The sequence below is a fragment of the Telluria sp. ZB4P37 genome, assembly GCF_059685855.1.
In genome coordinates, this window is sequence record NZ_JCASID010000004.1 from 136,227 (window position 1) to 154,028 (window position 17,802).

14 protein-coding genes are annotated in these 17,802 nt (G+C 66.6%); 8 read left to right on the forward strand and 6 right to left on the reverse strand.

The genetic code is table 11. From position 1 onward, the window contains the following. Positions 1 to 2: 2 nt before the first annotated feature. Positions 3 to 731: a LytR/AlgR family response regulator transcription factor gene (locus tag AC56K1_RS09945; RefSeq protein ID WP_497157680.1), complete on the forward strand. Its 729-nt coding sequence runs from the start codon at positions 3 to 5 to the stop codon at positions 729 to 731. On the opposite strand, the gene AC56K1_RS09950 is transcribed toward AC56K1_RS09945, so the two are convergent. From AC56K1_RS09950 to AC56K1_RS09960, 3 genes are all read right to left on the reverse strand, one after another. Next, positions 728 to 2,989, reverse strand: coding sequence for an ATP-dependent DNA helicase (locus AC56K1_RS09950; protein ID WP_497157681.1), 2,262 nt, complete (start codon positions 2,987 to 2,989; stop codon positions 728 to 730). The two genes, AC56K1_RS09945 and AC56K1_RS09950, sit on opposite strands and share 4 nt — an antisense overlap. Next, on the reverse strand, positions 2,986 to 4,632 hold the full coding sequence (locus AC56K1_RS09955; protein ID WP_497157682.1) for a VRR-NUC domain-containing protein: 1,647 nt from the start codon (positions 4,630 to 4,632) through the stop codon (positions 2,986 to 2,988). Before AC56K1_RS09955 ends, AC56K1_RS09950 begins: the two co-directional genes overlap by 4 nt. 102 nt (positions 4,633 to 4,734) lie before the next feature. After that, on the reverse strand, positions 4,735 to 5,544 hold the full coding sequence (locus AC56K1_RS09960) for a hypothetical protein (protein WP_497157683.1): 810 nt from the start codon (positions 5,542 to 5,544) through the stop codon (positions 4,735 to 4,737). 92 nt (positions 5,545 to 5,636) lie between these two features. Here AC56K1_RS09960 and AC56K1_RS09965 point away from each other — a divergent pair, with 92 nt between their 5' ends. The 4 genes from AC56K1_RS09965 to AC56K1_RS09980 all read left to right on the forward strand — a co-directional run bounded on the left by AC56K1_RS09965 (position 5,637) and on the right by AC56K1_RS09980 (position 12,103). Further along, on the forward strand, positions 5,637 to 6,479 hold the full coding sequence (locus AC56K1_RS09965) for a M15 family metallopeptidase (protein ID WP_497157684.1): 843 nt from the start codon (positions 5,637 to 5,639) through the stop codon (positions 6,477 to 6,479). Between the two features lie 124 nt (positions 6,480 to 6,603). Further along, on the forward strand, positions 6,604 to 10,377 hold the full coding sequence (tssM, locus tag AC56K1_RS09970; RefSeq protein WP_497157685.1) for a type VI secretion system membrane subunit TssM: 3,774 nt from the start codon (positions 6,604 to 6,606) through the stop codon (positions 10,375 to 10,377). Further along, positions 10,377 to 11,342, forward strand: coding sequence for a type VI secretion system-associated protein TagF (gene tagF, locus AC56K1_RS09975; RefSeq protein ID WP_497157686.1), 966 nt, complete (start codon positions 10,377 to 10,379; stop codon positions 11,340 to 11,342). Before tssM ends, tagF begins: the two co-directional genes overlap by 1 nt. Continuing rightward, positions 11,339 to 12,103 carry an OmpA family protein gene (locus AC56K1_RS09980; protein ID WP_497157687.1) on the forward strand — a complete coding sequence of 255 codons (765 nt, stop codon included), beginning with the start codon at positions 11,339 to 11,341 and terminating at the stop codon, positions 12,101 to 12,103. The genes tagF and AC56K1_RS09980 overlap by 4 nt, the downstream gene beginning before the upstream one ends. Positions 12,104 to 12,181: 78 nt before the next feature. Here AC56K1_RS09980 and icmH read toward each other — a convergent pair whose 3' ends face one another. From icmH to tssJ, 3 genes are all read right to left on the reverse strand, one after another. Further along, entirely contained in the window at positions 12,182 to 12,943 is a 762-nt protein-coding gene (gene icmH / locus AC56K1_RS09985; protein WP_497157688.1) for a type IVB secretion system protein IcmH/DotU, read from the reverse strand. Further along, on the reverse strand, positions 12,940 to 14,286 hold the full coding sequence (gene tssK / locus AC56K1_RS09990) for a type VI secretion system baseplate subunit TssK (RefSeq protein WP_497157689.1): 1,347 nt from the start codon (positions 14,284 to 14,286) through the stop codon (positions 12,940 to 12,942). Before tssK ends, icmH begins: the two co-directional genes overlap by 4 nt. A 73-nt stretch (positions 14,287 to 14,359) precedes the next feature. Next, entirely contained in the window at positions 14,360 to 14,923 is a 564-nt protein-coding gene (tssJ, locus tag AC56K1_RS09995; RefSeq protein ID WP_497157690.1) for a type VI secretion system lipoprotein TssJ, read from the reverse strand. A 197-nt stretch (positions 14,924 to 15,120) separates the two neighbouring features. Here tssJ and AC56K1_RS10000 point away from each other — a divergent pair, with 197 nt between their 5' ends. The 3 genes from AC56K1_RS10000 to tssC are packed head-to-tail and all read left to right on the forward strand — an operon-like array spanning position 15,121 to position 17,793. Then, positions 15,121 to 15,726, forward strand: a complete 606-nt coding sequence (locus AC56K1_RS10000; RefSeq protein ID WP_497157691.1) for a tetratricopeptide repeat protein — start codon at positions 15,121 to 15,123, stop codon at positions 15,724 to 15,726. Between the two features lie 53 nt (positions 15,727 to 15,779). After that, positions 15,780 to 16,292 (forward strand): type VI secretion system contractile sheath small subunit, encoded by a 513-nt coding sequence (tssB, locus tag AC56K1_RS10005; RefSeq protein ID WP_497157692.1) that lies wholly within the window; start codon positions 15,780 to 15,782, stop codon positions 16,290 to 16,292. Position 16,293: 1 nt separating this feature from the next. Continuing rightward, positions 16,294 to 17,793, forward strand: a complete 1,500-nt coding sequence (tssC, locus tag AC56K1_RS10010; protein ID WP_497157693.1) for a type VI secretion system contractile sheath large subunit — start codon at positions 16,294 to 16,296, stop codon at positions 17,791 to 17,793. Positions 17,794 to 17,802: the final 9 nt, after the last annotated feature.

Here is a 17,802-nt window from a genome sequence, read left to right on the forward strand (position 1 = left end):
GGATGCGCGTGCTGATCGTGGACGACGAATACCTGGCGCGCGCGCTGCTGCGCGAATTGCTCGGCGCCCATCCCGACGTCGAGATCGTCGGCGAATGCGCGAATGGCTTCGAAGCGGTCAAGGCCATCGGCGAACTCGATCCAGACCTGGTGTTCCTGGACATCCAGATGCCCAAGCTCGATGGCTTCGAAGTGGTCGAGCTGGCGGGAGCCGGGCCGCACTACATTTTCGCCACCGCCTATGACGGGTTCGCGCTGCGCGCCTTCGAGGTGCATGCGATCGACTACCTGCTCAAGCCCTTTTCGCGCGAACGCCTGGCGCAGGCGCTGGCGCATGCGCGCAGCCGCCGCACGCCGCCGGCGCAGTTGCAGGCCGTGGTCGCCGAAGCGGCCCAGCGCCACGGCTACCTAGAACGCGTGCTGATCAAGGACGGCGCCCGCGTGCACATGGTGCCTGCGTCCACCATCGATTACATTGAAGCCCAGGACGACTACGTGCAGGTCACAAGCGCCGGCAAGGCCTGGCTCAAGAACCAGCGCATGGCCGAGCTCGAAGCCCAGCTCGACCCGCAGGTCTTCATCCGCATCCACCGCTCCTATATCGTCAACCTGGGTTCGATCGCGCGCATCGAACCGAGCAGCAAGGACAATTACTGCGCCGTGCTGCAGGACGGGGCCAGGCTGCCGATCAGCCGCAGCGGCTACCAGAAGCTGCGCGAGCTGATGCGCTAGGCCGGCGCGCCGTCGCGGCCGTCGACCTTCCACCAGGCGGGCAGCAGGGACAGCACATCCGATTTTCCGAAGCGGTCGTCGATCAGCCAGACCACGCCGCGATCCTGCTCGGTGCGGATCACGCGGCCGGCGGCCTGCACCACCTTCTGCATGCCGGGATACAGATAGGTGTAGTCGTAGCCGGAGCCGAACATCGCGCCCATGCGTTCGCGCAGCTGCTCGTTCACGGGGTTCACCTGCGGCAGGCCGAGCGTGGCCACGAAAGCGCCGATCAAGCGATCTCCCGGCAGGTCGATGCCTTCGCCAAAAGAGCCGCCCAGCACGGCGAAACCGACCCCGCGCCCGCTAAGGGTGAAGCGATCGAGGAAGGCGGCCCGCTCAGGCTCGCTCATGCGCCGTTCCTGGCGCCAGGCCGGCACGCCCGGATGGCGCTGTTCGAGCTGCGCCGCTACCTGCTCCATGTAGTCGAAACTGCTGAAGAAAGCCAGGTAGTTGCCTTCCCGCGCCGCGTACTGACGCGCGATCAGGTCCGCGATGGGACCGAGCGAGGCGGCGCGGTGCTGGTAGCGCGTCGAGATGCCGCCCGCAATGTGCACCTCGAGTTGGCAGGCGGTGAAGGGCGAGGCGACGTCGGCCCAGGCGGTGTCTGGCGGCATGCCGAGCAGGTCGCAGAAATAATGCCAGGGACCGAGCGTGGCCGAAAACAGCGTCACCGAGTGCGCCTGCGCGAAGCGCGGCTTGAGGAAGGGCGCCGGCACCACGTTGCGGATGCTGATCACGGAGTCGCGCGGTCCTGCGCGCTCCAGGTCGCACAGCGAATGCTCGCCGAAGGATTCGGCCAGGCGCAGGAAACCCAGGGCGTCGAAATGGAAGCGCTGGAGGTCCGGGTCGAGCGGCCCGGGCACCTCGGCCAGGAAGTCGTTGACCGCGCTGGTCGCGTTCTGCAGCGCGTCGATCAGCTTGGACGGCACTTCCTGCAGCACCTGGTAGGGCGCCGGGGCTTCCTTGTCGACGCCAGTCCAGGCGCGGCCGACGCGTTCCAGTGCTTTCTTGATGACCTCGGGCGCGTTGGCACGCACGATGCGCAGCTTGGCGCGGTCCAGCTCTGCGCTGTACATCGAGCGCGCACGCGAGACCATGTTGTGGGCTTCGTCGACCAGCACGCTGGCGCGCCAGCCGTTGTTGATGGTCAGCGCATACAGCATCGCACCGCCGTCGAAATAGTAGTTGTAGTCACCCACCACCACGTCGGCCCAGCGCGCCATTTCGCTGCCGAGGTAATAGGGGCAGACATCGTGCGCCAGCGCGACCTCGCGCAAGGCGTCGCGGTCGAGGACGGATACCTGGGCGGCAGCCAAGCGTGCGGCCGGCAGGCGGTCATAAAAACCTTTCGCGAGCGGGCAGGCGTCGCCCTGGCAGGCCTTGTCGGGATGTTCGCAGGCCTTGTCGCGCGCGGTCAGTTCCAGCACGCGGATCGGGATGCCGGCCTTGCCCGTCAGGCTGGCGGTGGCGTCCAGCGCCAGGCGCCGGCCCGGTGTCTTCGCGGCCAGGAAGAACAGCTTGTCCAGGCTTTGCTGCGGCATCGCCTTGAGCACCGGGAACAGGCTGCCGATGGTCTTGCCGATGCCGGTCGGCGCCTGCGCCAGCAGGCAGCGCCCGCTCGTATTGGCGCGGTAGACATTCTCCGCCAGTTCGCGCTGGCCGGGCCGAAACTCTGTGTGCGGAAAGCGCATGGTGGCCAAGCCGCCGTCGCGCGCGGCGCGATGCGCCGCCTCCTGCGCCGCCCAGCTCGAGAAACGCTCGCACAGTTCGGCAAACAAGGCGGCCAGTTCTGCCGCACCCCGGGTCTCGCGCAGTACGGTCTCAATCCCGCTGCCGATGTCGTAATACACCAGCGCCAGGTTCACCTGCGCCAGGCCCAACTCACGGCACAGCAGGTGGCCGTAGACCCGCACCTGGGCCCAGTGCAAATGGCGGTGGTTGTCGGGGATCGAGGTGAACTTGCCGCGGTGGGTCTTGATCTCTTCGACCAGGTTCTGGTCGGGGTCGTAGCCGTCGGCGCGTCCGCGCACGTGCAAATCGCCACACTCGCCCGAGAGCGACACCTCGGTGCGGTAGTTGCCGCCGCGCCGGCCCTGGACGACGGCGTGCCCGGCGATGCCCTCCTGGGCGGTGGGCGAGGGCGTGAAGCGCAGGTCGAGGTCACCGGCCTTGGCGGTGAATTCGCACAGGGCGCGTACTGCGACGCTGTATGTCAAGCAGCCTGCTCCCACTGCAGGTAGCACACGGACACCGGCATCTCGTGCGCCGCGCAGTAGTCGATCCAGCGCAGCTGGTTGTCCTGCAGGCGGTCGCCCGGGCCCTTCACTTCGATCATGGTGTAGCGCGCTTCGCCCGGCCAGAACTGGATCAGGTCCGGGAAGCCGGTGCGGTTGGCCTTGACGTCGGCGAGGATGCGCTCGCACCACTTGCGCAGGTGCGCGGGCGGGATACAGGCCAGGGCCAGCTCGAGCAGTTCGGGGCTGAGCGCTTCCCAATGCACGAAGGGGGAGGCAATGCCGGCCTTTTCCAGAATGGTACGGCGGATGTTGTCGCGGTAGCTGCCGTCGTCGAGTTCGGCCAGGCAGGCGGCGAATTCCGCTTCGCGGCGCTGATGAAAGTCGGGGCTGTACAGGTCGGCCGGACCGCGGTGAAAGGGGTGGAAGAAGGCGCCGGGAAGCGCCGCGAAGATCGCGCGCCAGCACAACAGTCCAAACAGGGAATTGGCCAGCGCATTCTCGACATAGAACACGGGCGCATCCTCGCCTGCCAGGTGGTCGCGCACGACGCCCTCGACCCACCAGTCGCCCGCGGGCATCGGCAGGCACAGGTCGAGGCGATGGGCGACCGGCGTGCGGCGCGGCGCCAGCTTGGCGTGGCCGAGCCGGCGCGCCAGGCGCGGGGCCACGCGCAGCAGGTGCTGGCGCTCCGCTTCGCTCTCGGGTGCGGCTTGCGCGAGGCTCAAGAGCTCATAGGCTTGATCGAAGCGCTCGTGCTTTTCCAGCACACGGATCGCGCGGCCACGCGCGCCGGGGAAGCGGCAGCGCGCATAGACCGCATGGGCATTGTCCCAGTCCTTCGCTTTCTCGTACTGCTGGCCGATCTGGAACAGCAGCTTCTCGCGCCGGCTGACCAGCCAGTCGTTGTCGAAGGCGTGGGACGGCAGGTCGCGCACCACTTCGTCGAGCGGTTCGCCGGCGGAGAAGCGTTCCTTGCAGGCGTGCAGGACGGTGAAATGGTCGATGTCGCCGCGCGAGCGAAAGCCGCGCGAAGCTTGCGAGATCTCGACCTGTTCGTAACGGAACATCCCGAGGTCGGACAGCACAAACTCGGTCCAGTCCTGGCGCAGGTTGCCGAAGAAGATCAGGCGCAGCCGGTCGCACAGTGGCTTGACCAGGATGCGCAGGGCCAGGTCGGTGCAGTCGCGATACCAGTCGGCGAAGGGGCGCTGTTCTTGAAATGCCGGGCGCAAGGCCTCGAGCTGATCGCCCTTGCGCGCGTTCTTCTGCTCAAGGCGCTCGCGAAAGGCGGCGGCGATTTCTGGCTTTGACAACAGGTCGAACAATTCGTCGAGGGAGAGGCTCGGGTTGGTGTCGACCCAGCCGGTGGCGAGCAGGTGTTGGGAAGCTTCGACCGGGCAGCCGATTTCCGCATAGTTCAGTTTGCTGGCGCGGAACAGATTCCCCTTGCGCATGACCATGCGCACGAACAGGGCACGCGCATTCTGGGGCAGGGCGGGGAAGGCGGACAGGAAAGCGAGCTCTTCCTCGCCCAACAGGTCGCGATAGCGTTCGCCGATCCAGTCGAGGACGCGCTGGAAATTGTCCAGATAATAAAACTCGTTTTCCAGAACCCTGATCATCTCGTGTTGCCGTACTGTGCTTATGTACAGTATAGCTCCACGAGGCATCAACCACCCAGCAATATCCCGGATTTTCGCCAGTGATGGTGGCTTTTCGCCACGCTATTGGGTAGCGGGTTTTGCTTTACAGGCAAGGTTCGGGCACAAGAGCTCGGTCATCTGCGAGCCCTCGGGTGCGTGGCCGTTGGCATGCACGATCACAGCCGAGATCAGGGCGACGTCCGCATCCACGTGCCCGTCGGCACCCTTGGCCGCAGGGGTGGCGCCGCTCTGCGTTTTGGCCGGGCCCGGGCGCACGGCGTTGCGGGCCACGACCGTTGGACGCGGCCGGGCAGGGGAAGCGGCCGGACGCAGCGCCTGGCGCGACGCGCTCGCGGCGAGCGGAGCAGGCTTGGCGGCGGGTAGCGTGCTGCGGGCCGTCGGGCGCACCGGGGCTGCCGGTACCGGCACCCGCACCGGCGGCAGCGCGGCTGGCCTCGCCGGGGCCGGCTTGAGCAGGCGCATCGGCGGTACGTTATCGGCAGGTTCCTGGTCGACGATCACGGCAGCCTTGTCCGTACGCGGCGGGGATGGCGCGGCGGTGGTGGCCATCGCGACATGGCGCAATGCGGGCGCCGGCTCGGGCAAGGGGGGAGAAGGCGGACCGGCGCGGCTGCCGGACTCGGCCGGCGTGGCGGCGGCACCGGCCAGTACCGGCTGGTCGTGCGGCAGGGCGGTCCCGTCGTTGCCGGCAGCGAGCCACACCAGGGTGCCGGTCAGGGCAATCGCCACGGCGGCGCTGGCGCCATACCATGCGAGACGCCCACCCGAGCCGCCAGCCGCGCCGCGCTTGCGTGCGGGATCGCGCTCAAGCATCGCCAGGATGCTGTCCTCGCCCGAGGTGCGGCGGGACGACATCAGGTTCGGACGCATGGACGGGGATTGATTTTCGTCTGTAGGCCGCACGGCATTACTCCTAAGATTGGTTCTTCTAATTCTGATTAGAAACAATCTTGGGGATAGCGATGATGATTTTTCTCGCCCTTCTGTACTTTTGTCTCGCATCCGGTGCAATCTGGCTTGCCTTGTTCCCGAACGGGCGAGCCGTCTTCGCACGCGGGCTGTTCGCGCTGAAGCAGCGCATGTCGCAGCGTGCGCTCGGCTGGCAGATCAGGGGCAGTCGCTATGCCGACAACGTGCGCGGCGGGATTCCGGGAGACATCCGCGGCAATCTGCTGCGCTTCGTCCGGCGCCACCGCATCGCCTGCGCCATCGGCGTGCCAGCCGTCTTGATTCCTTCGCTGCTCGCGCTGGCGCTGAGCAGTCCGGCCATGCTGCCGGTCTACGAGGGCGGCACGGCGATGCCGGACGCCCAGGTCGCGGCCCTGCTGCAGGGCGAGCGCCTGGTGCCGCCGGTGGCCTTGCCGCCGATGGCCTTCAGCACCGCCGAAGTCACGCTCGTACGGCCGCTGCTGGTGAACGCCAGCCGCAACTGGGGCCTGATGCACCCCGACTTCAGCCAGCGCCTGCTGCTGGCCTTCAAGATCATGAAGGAAAAGCACGGCTACGAGATGGCGCTGCTGGAAGGCTATCGCAGCCCGGCGCGCCAGGACGAGCTGGCCAATGCCGGCAACCACGTCACCAACGCCCGTGCCTTCCAGAGCTGGCACCAGTACGGCCTGGCCGCCGACTGCGCATTCTGGCGCGACGGTAAGCTGGTGATCTCGGAAAAAGATCCCTGGGCCATGCGCGGCTACCAGCTCTATGGCGAAGTGGCCGAGTCGCTCGGCCTGACCTGGGGCGGGCGCTGGAAAATGATGGATTTTGGCCACACCGAACTGCGCATGCGCGGCGTCATGCAGCGCTGAGCGGCGCCCTTGGTGTCCGGCCGGACTTGGCCGGGCATCTATTGAGGCGTCGCAAAAGTTGCCGGGCACTGCCGTGCGAGCATTTCCTTTAGAGCACTCCTCCAACCCACCTTCCTGGTCCCCCATGGCAAGAATCTGGCAGTTACTGACCGACAGCCGTGTGCTGGTCGTGATCGGCATCGCCGCGCTAGCGGCTTGCCTCCTCATCGGCGCCGACCTGATCGGCATCGACCTGATATGGGCCCTGATCGCCGGGCTCGCCCTGCTTGCCTGCTGGGGCATCGCCTGGGCCATCCGGCGCCACATCCGGGGCCGCGCCGCCGCCCGGCTGGGCGAGGCCATCATCCCCGGCGAAGACAAGGCCGCGGCGGGGCCGGGAGGCGGGGAGGTGGCCATCCTGCGCCGCAACATGCTCGAGGCCATCTCCACCGTCAAGACGTCCAAGCTGGGCTTGACCAGGGGCGCCGCGGCGCTCTACGAGCTGCCCTGGTACATGATCATCGGGAATCCGGCAGCCGGCAAAAGCAGCGCCATCGCGCGCTCGGGCCTGAGCTTCCCGATCCCCGGCAACAAGGCGCTGCAGGGCGTGGGCGGCACCCGCAACTGCGACTGGTTCTTCACTACCGACGGCATTCTGCTCGACACCGCGGGCCGCTATTCGGTGCAGGACGACGACCGCGAAGAATGGTTCAGCTTCCTCGACCTGCTGAAAAAACACCGCAACAAGGCGCCGATCAACGGCATCCTGATCGCGGTGAGCGTGGCCGAGCTGGTGGCCGGGCCCACCAGCGCCTCGCACGAACTGGCCAAGAGCCTGCGCACCCGCGTACAGGAACTCACCGAGCGCCTCGGCGTGCATGCGCCGGTGTACGTGGTGTTTACCAAGGCCGACCTGGTGGCCGGCTTCACGGATTTCTTCGCCGGGTCCGAACGCCTGGAGCGCGACCGCATCTGGGGCGCCACGCTGCGCTACAACCGCCGCAGCGCGCCCCAGGACGTGCTGGGCTTCTTTGACGAGCATTTCGACGAGCTCTACGACGGGCTCAAGGAAATGAGCCTGGCCAACATGGGAGCGAATCGCAGCACCCGGATGCGGCCCGGCGTGTTTACCTTCCCGCTGGAGTTCGCGGCCATCAAGACGCCGCTGCGCGCCTTCCTCTCGACCCTGTTCGAGGAAAATACCTACCAGTTCAAGCCGGTGTTCCGGGGCTTCTACTTCACCAGTGCGCTGCAGGAAGGCACGGTGCAGGATTTGTCGAGCAAGCGCGTGGCCAGCCGCTTCGACCTGGCGCTGCGCGAGCAGCAGGGCGCGGAAGTGGCCGAGCAATCCGGCTTCTTCCTGCTCGACCTGTTCCGCAAGGTGATCTTCGCCGACAAGGAACTGGTCAAGCGCTACACCAACCCGACCAGCGCGCGCTGGAAAGTGGCGGCCTTTTTCGGGGCAACCATCCTGCTCGGCTGCGCGCTGGGCGGCTGGAGCTGGTCCTACATGGGCAACCGCCAGCTGGTGGCGAACGTCGAGCAGGACCTGGCCAAGGTCGCCAAGCTGCAGGCCGGTCGCATCGATCTGCAGTCGCGCCTGGAGGCGCTCGACATCCTGCAGGACCGCATCGAGCAGCTCGACAAATATCGCAAGGAAAAGCCGTGGGCGCTGGCCTTCGGCCTGTACCAGGGCGAGGCGCTCGAGCGCAAGCTGCGCGACGAATACTTCGCCGGGGTGCGCGCGGTGATGGTGGAGCCGGTCACCGCTTCGCTCGAAGCGATGCTGGCCGAAGTGAATGCGAATGCCGGGCAGCTGGCGCCGGTGGAGCAGGTGGACGCGCAGCGGACAACCGCGCCGGCCCCGGCGCAACCGGAAGGACAGCCAGCTGCCGGCCAGCCCTACCAGAGCGTCTCGGCCACCAGCGTGGCCGACGCCTACAACGCCCTCAAGACCTATCTCATGTTGGGCGACAAGAACCACGCCGAGCCGGGGCATCTGAACGACCAGCTGACGCGCTACTGGCGAACCTGGCTGGAAGCCAATCGCGGCAGCATGCCGCGCGAGCAGATGATTCGCAGCGCCGAGCGCCTGCTGACCTTCCACCTCTCGCAGATCAACGACCAGGCCTGGCCGCAGATGACGCTCAAACTCAGCCTGCTCGACAGCATCCGCGAGCACTTGCGCCGGGTAGTGCGCGGCACGCCTGCCAGGGAGCGCGTCTACAACGATATCAAGACCCGCGCCGCCACGCGGTATCCGGCGGTGACGGTGGCGCGCATCGTGGGCGAGCAGGACCAGAACCTGGTGGCGGGCAGCCATGCGGTCTCAGGTGCCTTCACCCGCCAGGCCTGGAAGGAGTTCGTGCTGGGCGCCATCAAAGACGCTTCCAACAGCGAAGCTTCCAGCGCCGACTGGGTGCTGAAAACCGTGTCGAAGGACGACCTGACCCTGGAAGGCAGCCCGGAACAGATCCAGAAGGCGCTGATCGACCTGTACAAGGCCGAATATGCGCGCGAGTGGCTGAAATTCGTGCAGGGGGTGGCGATTGCCGACCTGAAGGGTTTCGACGCCAGCGTGCAGGCCATGAACCGGCTCGGCGATCCGCAGACTTCGCCGACCGCCAAGCTCCTGAAAACGATTTACGACGAAACCATCTGGGACAATCCCGGCGCCCTGGGCGCGGGCTTGAGCAAGACCGAGCGTGGTTTTGCCGACTGGTTCAAGGAAAAGATCTTGCGCCGCGCGCCGTCGGACGCACGCACGCTCGCCAACGTGATCGACCCGGCTACGCTCCTCGGGCAGCAGCAGGGCGCCGGACCGATCGGCCGCGAGTTTGCCGGCGTCGCGCGCCTGGTCGGCGCCAAGGAGAAGGACGCTTCCCTGATGACCGGCTACCTGGACGCCCTCTCTAAATTGCGCACCCGCCTGAACGCCCTGAAGAACCAGGGCGACCCCGGTCCCGGCGCCAAGCAGTTCATGCAGCAGACTTTGGAGGGCAGCGGCTCCGAGCTGGCCGACGCGCTGCGCTATGTCGACGAGCAGATGCTGACCGGGATGAGCGATTCGCAGAAACAGGCCCTGCGCCCGTTGCTGGTGCGCCCGCTGATGCAGACCTTCGCCATGATCGTGCTGCCCTCCGAGGCCGAGATCAACAAGACCTGGCAGGTGCAGGTGGTCGAACCCTTCCAGCGCACCCTGGCGGGCAAGTACCCGTTCGCGGCGGGCGCCAGCGTCGAGGCGACGCCGGACGAGATCGGGCAGATCTTCGGTCCCCAGGGCGAGGTTGCGAAATTCGTCAACACCGCCATGGGCCCCTTGGTCGTGCGCCGCGGCGACGTACTGGCCGCCCGCACCTGGGCCGACATCGGCATCACGCTGGCGCCCCAGGCCGTCTCCGGCTTCCCGGGCTGGGTCGCGCCGCTGTCTTCGAAAGGCGTGGCCACCAACAGCGGCCCGCAGACCGTCTTCCAGATCCTGCCGCAAGCCGCGCCCGGCACGCTGGAATACACGCTCGACATCGATGGCCAGCAGCTGCGCTACAAGAACACGCCGCCGAGCTGGACCAACATGGTCCATCCGGGGCCGCAGGGCATGGCGGGGGTGCGCATTTCGGCTGTCACGTTTGACGGGCGCAGCGTCGAACTGTTCAACGAACCGGGACAGTCGGGACTCAAGCGCATGATCGACGCCGCCCAGAAGAAGCGCAAGGACGGCGGCGTGTTCGAGCTGCGCTGGAGCGCGCAGAACGTGTCGGTGGCGGTAGACCTGAAGATCGTCAGCAGCGCCAGCGCCAGCGGCAGCGGAGAGCAGGGCGTGGGCTTTCGCGGCCTGCGCCTGCCCCCCACCATCGTCGGACGCCCGCCCGAGCTGGCGCCGAACCAGCCCGCGCTGGCCGCTACCATTGGGGGCCAGTGATGCGCGGCCCCACTTCGGAACGGATCGGGTATTTCGGGAAAGTGCCGGCCCGCGCCGACTTCGTCAAGCTGGCCGACGACCCGGCGGCGATCGCCATGCTGGACCGCTGGCTGGCCCAGGTGATGACGCTGCTGCCTTCGGACGCGCGCTGGCGCATCAATTACGACGCCATGCCGCCGGTGAGCTTTGCCCTGGTGGGCCCGGCGCGCCGGCATGCCGTGGCCGGCCACCTGCTGGCCAGCCACGACCAGTCGGGGCGGCGCTTTCCCTTCCTGGCTGCACGTACCCACGAGGTGCTTGATCCGGCCGGATTCGTCACGCGCTGTCCGCTGGCCTTCGGCCCACTGTGGTCTTTTCTGGAGACGATGTGCCCGCGGGTGCTGTGCGATGCCGATCCGGCGCCGCACCTGCATGCGATTGCCGATGCTGCGATCACCCTGGGCGACGCCGAGCCGACCCTGTCGCACCTGCTGGCCAACGGCACGCTCGGCTCGCTCGGCGGCTTGCTGGAGGAGCGCCAGTTCGCGCGCATGCTGCTGGCGCTCGGGCTGCTGCTGCAGCCGGTGATGCACAGCCAGCCGAGCGAACTGCATAAAAGCCTGGTGCTGCCGCTGCCGGACGATGCAGGGGCGCGCTACCCGGTGGCGGCCTTCTGGCTGCAGCTGGTGGCGCCCTTCCTGCGCCGCGCCAGCTTCGACCTGGCGATCTTCGTCACCCGCCAGGAAGGCCGGCCGGTGCTGGTGATCGGTTTCTGCGCCGCGCTGGCCGAGACACTGCGCGGGCTGGTCGATCCGCTGGTCGGCGCCGAGCAGCAGGTGCGCCTGAGCGACACCGGCTGGATCGACGAGCAGCTGTATATCGACACCGATGTACGCTCGCTGGCCAGCTACCTGGCGCAGTCCGACCTGCCGCTAGGGCTGGCGCGCGACATGTTCATGAAGACCTTCATTGGAGCCGCGCCGTGAGATTACCCGTCAAACCCACCGCCATCCTTCTCGCGTCCTTGCTGGCCGCCGGCGCTGCCCGGGCCCAGGAGCCTCCGATCGTGGTCAGCGGCACCGTGGCCGACGAGCCGACCAAGGCAGCGCTGCTCGAGCGTTTGCGCATCGTCTACGGCGCTTCGCGGGTGGTGGACCAGCTCTCGGTGGGCACCGTAGCCACGCCGGCCGCCTGGGGCGAGTACGTGGCCAAGCTGATCAACCCCAACCTGAAGCTGGTCAGCCGCGGCCAGCTCAAGGTCGAGGGCAACAGCGTCAACCTGCGTGGCGACGTCGCCAACGAAGAGCAGCGCCGGCAGATCGCCACCGATATCGCGGCCAGCCTGAACCCGACCTATACCGTCAGCAACGGCCTGCGCGTGGCCGAGTCGCAGCAACGCGTGCTCGACGCGGCGCTGGCCGACCGGATCATCGAGTTCGAATCGGGCAAGGCGACGCTGACCGAGGCGGGGATGACGGTGCTGGACCAGATGAGCACCGCGATGCAAAAACTCAAGGGCGTCAAGGTCGAGGTGATCGGCCACACCGACAACGCCGGCTCGCGCGCCGGCAACCTGTCGCTCAGCCAGGCGCGCGCCGAGGCCGTCAAGACCTATATCGTCGGGAAGGGGATTGCGGCGGCGTCGATCGCGGTGTCGGGCGAGGGGCCGGACAGGCCGGTGTCGGATAACCGGACGGCGGACGGCAAGGCGCGCAACCGGCGGATCGAGTTCAAGGTGATCCAGTAGCGTTTAGTTGAATTGAGCGGGCCAATGCCACTGGCATTGGCCCGTCCAAGTTCGTCGCGTAACGGGATCCTGAGCACATCAAGGCAAAGTTATCGTCACATGCGCCGCCTTCGGCGGCAGCTTCACCAGATCGTTGTACTGCGCCATCGCCATCCCGGTCTCGTTCGATAGCGCGGTCCGAAAGCCCAGGTAGGCTCCCAGCCCCGCCACCATGAACACCGCCCCCAGCACCCACAGCGACAAGTCGCTCTGCAGCCGGTTCACCACCTGGTCCGGCCGCTCGGCGTGCGGCGCGAAGCCGCGGGTGCGGCCGCGCATGCGGGCGATTTCGTCGCCCAGCCGCGCCACCAGGTAATCGAGCTTGTCGCGCCCGTCCAGCGCGTAGCGGCCCTGGAAGCCCAGCAGCAGGCACATATGGAAGACTTCCAGCGCCTCCACGTGCACCTGGCCCTTGGCGCGCAGGTCTTCCAGGCGGTGGAAGAAGTGCTCGCCCGCGAGCTGGTCGCCGAACACGCGCAGCTGCAGCGGACGGGTTTCCCAGGCTTCACGCACGTCGAAGGTCGAGCGCAGGATGATCTCGTCCACGGCCGAGCAGAACGCGTACTTGGCGGCGGTGACGTCTTCGGCCGAGATGCCGAGCGCCTTGGCATTGCGGTCGACGTCGCCCAGGAAGGCCGTCATGTTGTCGGCGAAGGCCACCTTGTCCTGCGGACTGCAGCCGTTCTTGAGCAGGAACAGGGCGTAAAAACCCTCGTACATGATGTCGGACAGGCGCTGGGGCGGGCGCGCCTGCTGTTGGCCGGGTTGGGGCGCGACGCGCCGTTCGACGAATGCGTTCATGCCGCCACCGCGATCAGTTCCAGGCGCAGGTCGCGGATCCCGTTCGGGACGAAGACCGAGATCGCCTGCGCTTTGAGCATCGTTTCATACAGCATGCCACGGTTCTCCAGGATGAAGTAATAGGTATCGGGCCGCACCGGCACCGCCGCGGGCACCTGCGGCGCATGCACCAGCTTCACGCCGGGAAGGGCCGACAGGACGAACTTGTCGACGTCTTCCGGCGCGCCCACCTTGAACTGCAGGGGCACCACGTCCACCAGCTGCAGCGCCGGCATGTCGGCCGCCACCGCCAGGTAGAGCGTGGTCTGCAGGTTGATGCGTCCCGAGTCCAGTGCACCCAGGTAGTAGGAGGGCCGCTCGCGGTTCAGGACGATCGTGAAATAGCGCGACGAAATCACGGTGTCCAGCAGGTCGCGGATGATGCCATCGAGCTTGGCGAACTGCGGGCCCGGATCGGCGTGCACGTAGGCGGGCAGGTCCTCCAGCCGGTAGCTGCGCGAATAGGTCATCAGGCCGCCGGCCAGCGAGAGCAGCTCGCCGAACAGGCGCTCCGGGTGCAGGTCGCGGTGGCCCAGGTAGTGCGACAGCGACGCATAGCCTGTGCTGGCCGTATGCAGCAGCCAGAAGGCCGAGACGTCGCCGCCGCGGATCTCGATCACGTTCTTGCTCGGCTCGCGCAGGTGGCCGTACAGGGCATTGACCTTGGCCAGCAGCTTTTCCATCAGCCGCGCCAGGTTCAGGTGCAGGCCGGGCGCTGCGTCAATCGACAGGCTCGGTGGCACGAAGGACGGATCGGCCTCGAAGCCCCCTAGGGACGTGCGCCGCAGCCGTACCAGGGGGAAGCTGTCGTAGGCTTCGAGTGGCCCGTTGTCGGCCACCAGCTTCAGGCATTTGCGCAGGTAGGTAATCGGCGCCTCGGCCGCGCCCGTGTACAGGTCCTGGGTCTCGCGGTCGATGCTGGAAAAGCGCGCATCCGGCTGCAGTTCGCCCTGGCCATCCAGGGCGCAGTTTTCGCCATAGGCCTTGAGCGAGGGCAGGGCGGCGTGGAAGGTGACCGCCTGCAGCCCGGCCGGCAGCTCGCCGAGCCGCACCTGCAGGGGTAGGGGGTCGCCGCTGGGTGCGCGGTAGACCTCGCCGTCGGGGAACAGGATCGACAATTCCTCCACCCGCAGCACGTCGTGGCGCAGGGCGTCATGGTCGATTGTCAGCTTGCGCACGCCCCAGGCATAGGGATGGAGCGCGCAGGCGGTCTGGTTCAGGCGCGCCTCGTGGTAGCGGTCCTGCTGCTGGAAATGCTGGGGCCGCAGGAAGAGTCCTTCACCCCAGAGTAGTTTCGCCGGCATGCTCACATCGACCTCGCCTTCCGTGCCCAGGTTTCGTCCTGAAATTCCTAGATTGGCGGAAACAACAAGCGCTTCATTGACAGCGCACAGACGAAAGCGTCGACGACAGGGAGCTGCCGCCCACGGTCATGGCGCAGGCGTGCAGGCCGACTGTCAAGCCGTCGCGCTCAAGCTCGGCGGCTGGGAAGCTGGCGCGCCAGCGCCGCTCGGCCGGGCGCTGGAACAGGGCGACCACGGCCAGGTGGCCGGCTTCGCGGCTGACCTTTTCCAGCACCTCGTAGCGCTGGCCCGGCATCAGCATGATCTCGCGCACCTCGACCAGGTCGCCGCCCAGGCTCTCCCGCTCGCCCTGCGGACTCATGAAGGCGGCATAGGGCGCCTGCTCGAAGGCCTCCTTGTGGCGCAGCTTGTACAGGCGCACGCTCAAGGCCAGCGGCTGGCCGTTCTTGTCCACGTTGAGCTTGTTCGACGCATGCAGGCGCAGGGCGACCGTGCGTGGGGGCTTTTGCGCGTCTGGCAGTTCGGGCGCCTTGCGCAAGCCGGTGGCCTCGAGCGCCGCGTTGGCCAGCCCGTTGCTGCCGCAGCCGGCCAGCAGCGCGCTTGAAACCAGCGCCGTCAACAGAGTACCTGTTCTCATCGCCATTTCCTTTACTCAAAATTTGCGAGGTCAAGCTGGGATTGAACCGGACTGGCGCAGGATTGCCGTGATCGCGCGCAAGCTCAAGGCATGGTGCAGCGCTTTGAAGCGAACTCGGCATTGATTGACAGGGCGCAATTTCGCAAAGACGGCGATGAGAATAATGATGGCTGGTTTAACTGTCGTGGAGAGCCAGCATGATGTTGAAACGCTTGATGCCGTTGATCGTGGGAGTCGTCGCCCTGGCCGGGTGCGCCAGCGGCCCGCAAGTCGCAAGCAGCCGGTCCAATCCCGCTGCCGGGGAACAAGTCTTTACCGAGGCCGACAAGGCCATCGCGGCCAAACAGGAAGAGAAAGCCTATGCGATGCTCAAGGCCGCCGGGGACGCCCACCCGGTCGACAAGCGGCCTTGGGTGAAGATGGCGCAGATCCGCTTCAACGCCGGCGTGTATGGCGAGGCGATCACCAATGCGCACGAGGCGCTGGAACGCGACCCGGACGATGCGGTCGCGCACAGCATCGTCGCCGTCAGCGGGCTGCGCGTGGCCAGCAAGGCGCTGGCCGACCTGACCCGCAAGAACAACCTGAATGGCGACGTGAAGAGCGAGGCGCAGGACCTGGCCAAGCTGCTGCGCACCAGTCTCGGCGAGCACGAGCTGTTCAAGAAGGGCGATGCGGCCAAGACCACCCCGGTGCGTGTGCGCGCGCCACGCGACCCGGCAGTAGTCCCAACCAGGGCCGCCAGCAACAGCAATACCAATAGCAGCAGCAACGACAAGGACCCCTTCAGCGGTCTCAAATAATCCCGCGGCCGGCGCCGCCGGCCCATCACCATCCCCCGCAACCTGGAGTCGACATGGCCAAGAATGAAAGCGTCCAGAAACGCTTGCAGAAGGTGCGCGCGCCGCGCGTGCAGATGACGTACGACGTCGAGATCGGCGACGGCACCGAGAACAAGGAACTGCCCTTCGTCGTCGGCGTGGTGGGCGACTTCGGCAACGACCCTGGCGCCGAGAAGAGGCGCCTGAAGGACCGCAAGTTCGTCAACGTCGACGCCGGCAATTTCGACGAGGTGCTCGGCGCCGTGGCCCCGGTGGCCAGCTTCAAGGTGGAGAACCACCTGTCGCCGGAGGGCGGCCAGTTCGGGGTCGAGCTGCAGTTCAAGTCGATGGACGATTTCCGCCCCGAGTCGGTGGTGCGCCAGGTGAAACCCCTGAGCGGCCTGCTGGAAGCCCGCACCAAGCTGGCCGACCTGCGCAACAAGCTGGCCGGGAACGACAAGCTCGAGGACATCCTCAGCGAAGTGCTGGGCAATACCGAGAAACTCGACGGCCTGCGCAAGCAGGCTACCGAAGACAAGGAGGCATGAGATGGCGGCAGTCCTCGATAGCGCGAACGGCCGGGCGGCGCCGGCCCAGGTGGTGGAGCTGGAAACTTCGCTGCTCGACCAGATCGTCGAGCAGAGCCGGGTGGCCAAATCCAGCAGCGAGCACGTACGCGCGCGCGACATTATTTCGGAGCTGGTGACCCAGGTCATGCAGGGCACGATGGTCATGTCGAACAACCTGTCGGCCATGATCGATGCGCGCCTGGCGGAGCTCGACCGCATGATTTCGGAGCAGCTGTCCAGCGTGATGCACGCGCCTGAATTCCAGAAGCTCGAGCGCAGCTGGACCGGCCTGAATTACCTGGTCAGGAACAGCGCCACCGGCGCCAACCTGCAGGTGCGCATGCTCAACGCCAGCAAGCGCGAGCTGGTCAAGGACTTCCAGTCGGCCATGGAGTTCGACCAGAGCACGATGTTCAAGAAGGTCTATGAAGAAGAATTCGGCACCTTCGGCGGCGCCCCTTACGGCACCCTGATCGGCGACTTCGAGATCTCGCGCCAGCCCGAAGACATCTACTTCCTCGAGCAGATGTCGCACGTGGCCGCCGCCAGCCATGCGCCCTTCATCACGTCAAGCTCGCCGGAACTGTTCGGCGTCGACAGCTTCGGCGACCTGGGTAAACCGCGCGACCTGGCCAAGGTGTTCGACACCGTCGAATACGCCAAGTGGAAGGCCTTCCGCGAATCGGAAGACGCACGCTACGTCGGCCTGACCCTGCCACGCTTCCTGGGGCGCCTGCCTTACAACCCGCTCGACGGCACGGCCACCGAGGGCTTCAATTTCGTGGAAGACGTGGATGGGAGCGATCACCAGAAATACCTGTGGTGTAACGCCGCCTATGCGTTTGCCTCGAAGCTGGCCAAGGCGTTCGAGGACTACGGCTGGTGCGCGGCGATCCGCGGCGTCGAAGGCGGCGGCCTGGTGGAGAACCTGCCAGCCCACACCTTCAAGACCGACGAAGGCGAAGTCGCGCTCAAGTGCCCGACCGAGCTGGCCATCACCGACCGCCGCGAAAAGGAGCTGTCGGATCTGGGCTTCATCTCGCTGGTCCACTGCAAGAATACCTCGTACGCGGCCTTCTTCGGCGCGCAGTCGGCGCAGAAGGCCAAGAAGTACAACAACGAGGCGGCGAATGCGAATGCGGTGCTGTCCTCGCAGCTGCAGTACATCTTCGCGGTCTCGCGCATCGCCCACTACATGAAGGCCATGATGCGCGACAAGATCGGCAGCTTCGCCGCCGCCTCGAACGTCGAGGATTACCTGAACCGCTGGCTGACCCAGTACGTGCTACTCGACGACAACGCGAGCCAGGACCAGAAGGCCCAGTTCCCGCTGCGCGAAGCCAGCGTGCAGGTGTCGGAAGTACCGGGCCGTCCCGGCGTGTTCCGCGCGGTGTCCTTCCTGCGCCCGCACTTCCAGCTCGACGAGCTGTCCGTTTCGCTCCGACTGGTCGCGGAGCTTCCCCAATCGACCAAGGCTTAAGCAGTTTTT

Bases quoted from the DNA above. Each gene is read 5' to 3' on its own strand.
- AC56K1_RS09945 (WP_497157680.1), top strand. From the start codon at position 3: ATGCGCGTGCTGATCGTGGACGACGAATACCTGGCGCGCGCGCTGCTG.
- AC56K1_RS09955 (WP_497157682.1), bottom strand. From the start codon at position 4,632: ATGATCAGGGTTCTGGAAAACGAGTTTTATTATCTGGACAATTTCCAG.
- AC56K1_RS09960 (WP_497157683.1), bottom strand. From the start codon at position 5,544: ATGCGTCCGAACCTGATGTCGTCCCGCCGCACCTCGGGCGAGGACAGC.
- AC56K1_RS09965 (WP_497157684.1), top strand. From the start codon at position 5,637: ATGATGATTTTTCTCGCCCTTCTGTACTTTTGTCTCGCATCCGGTGCA.
- tssM (WP_497157685.1), top strand. From the start codon at position 6,604: ATGGCAAGAATCTGGCAGTTACTGACCGACAGCCGTGTGCTGGTCGTG.
- tagF (WP_497157686.1), top strand. From the start codon at position 10,377: ATGCGCGGCCCCACTTCGGAACGGATCGGGTATTTCGGGAAAGTGCCG.
- icmH (WP_497157688.1), bottom strand. From the start codon at position 12,943: ATGAACGCATTCGTCGAACGGCGCGTCGCGCCCCAACCCGGCCAACAG.
- tssK (WP_497157689.1), bottom strand. From the start codon at position 14,286: ATGCCGGCGAAACTACTCTGGGGTGAAGGACTCTTCCTGCGGCCCCAG.
- tssJ (WP_497157690.1), bottom strand. From the start codon at position 14,923: ATGAGAACAGGTACTCTGTTGACGGCGCTGGTTTCAAGCGCGCTGCTG.
- AC56K1_RS10000 (WP_497157691.1), top strand. From the start codon at position 15,121: ATGATGTTGAAACGCTTGATGCCGTTGATCGTGGGAGTCGTCGCCCTG.
- tssB (WP_497157692.1), top strand. From the start codon at position 15,780: ATGGCCAAGAATGAAAGCGTCCAGAAACGCTTGCAGAAGGTGCGCGCG.
- tssC (WP_497157693.1), top strand. From the start codon at position 16,294: ATGGCGGCAGTCCTCGATAGCGCGAACGGCCGGGCGGCGCCGGCCCAG.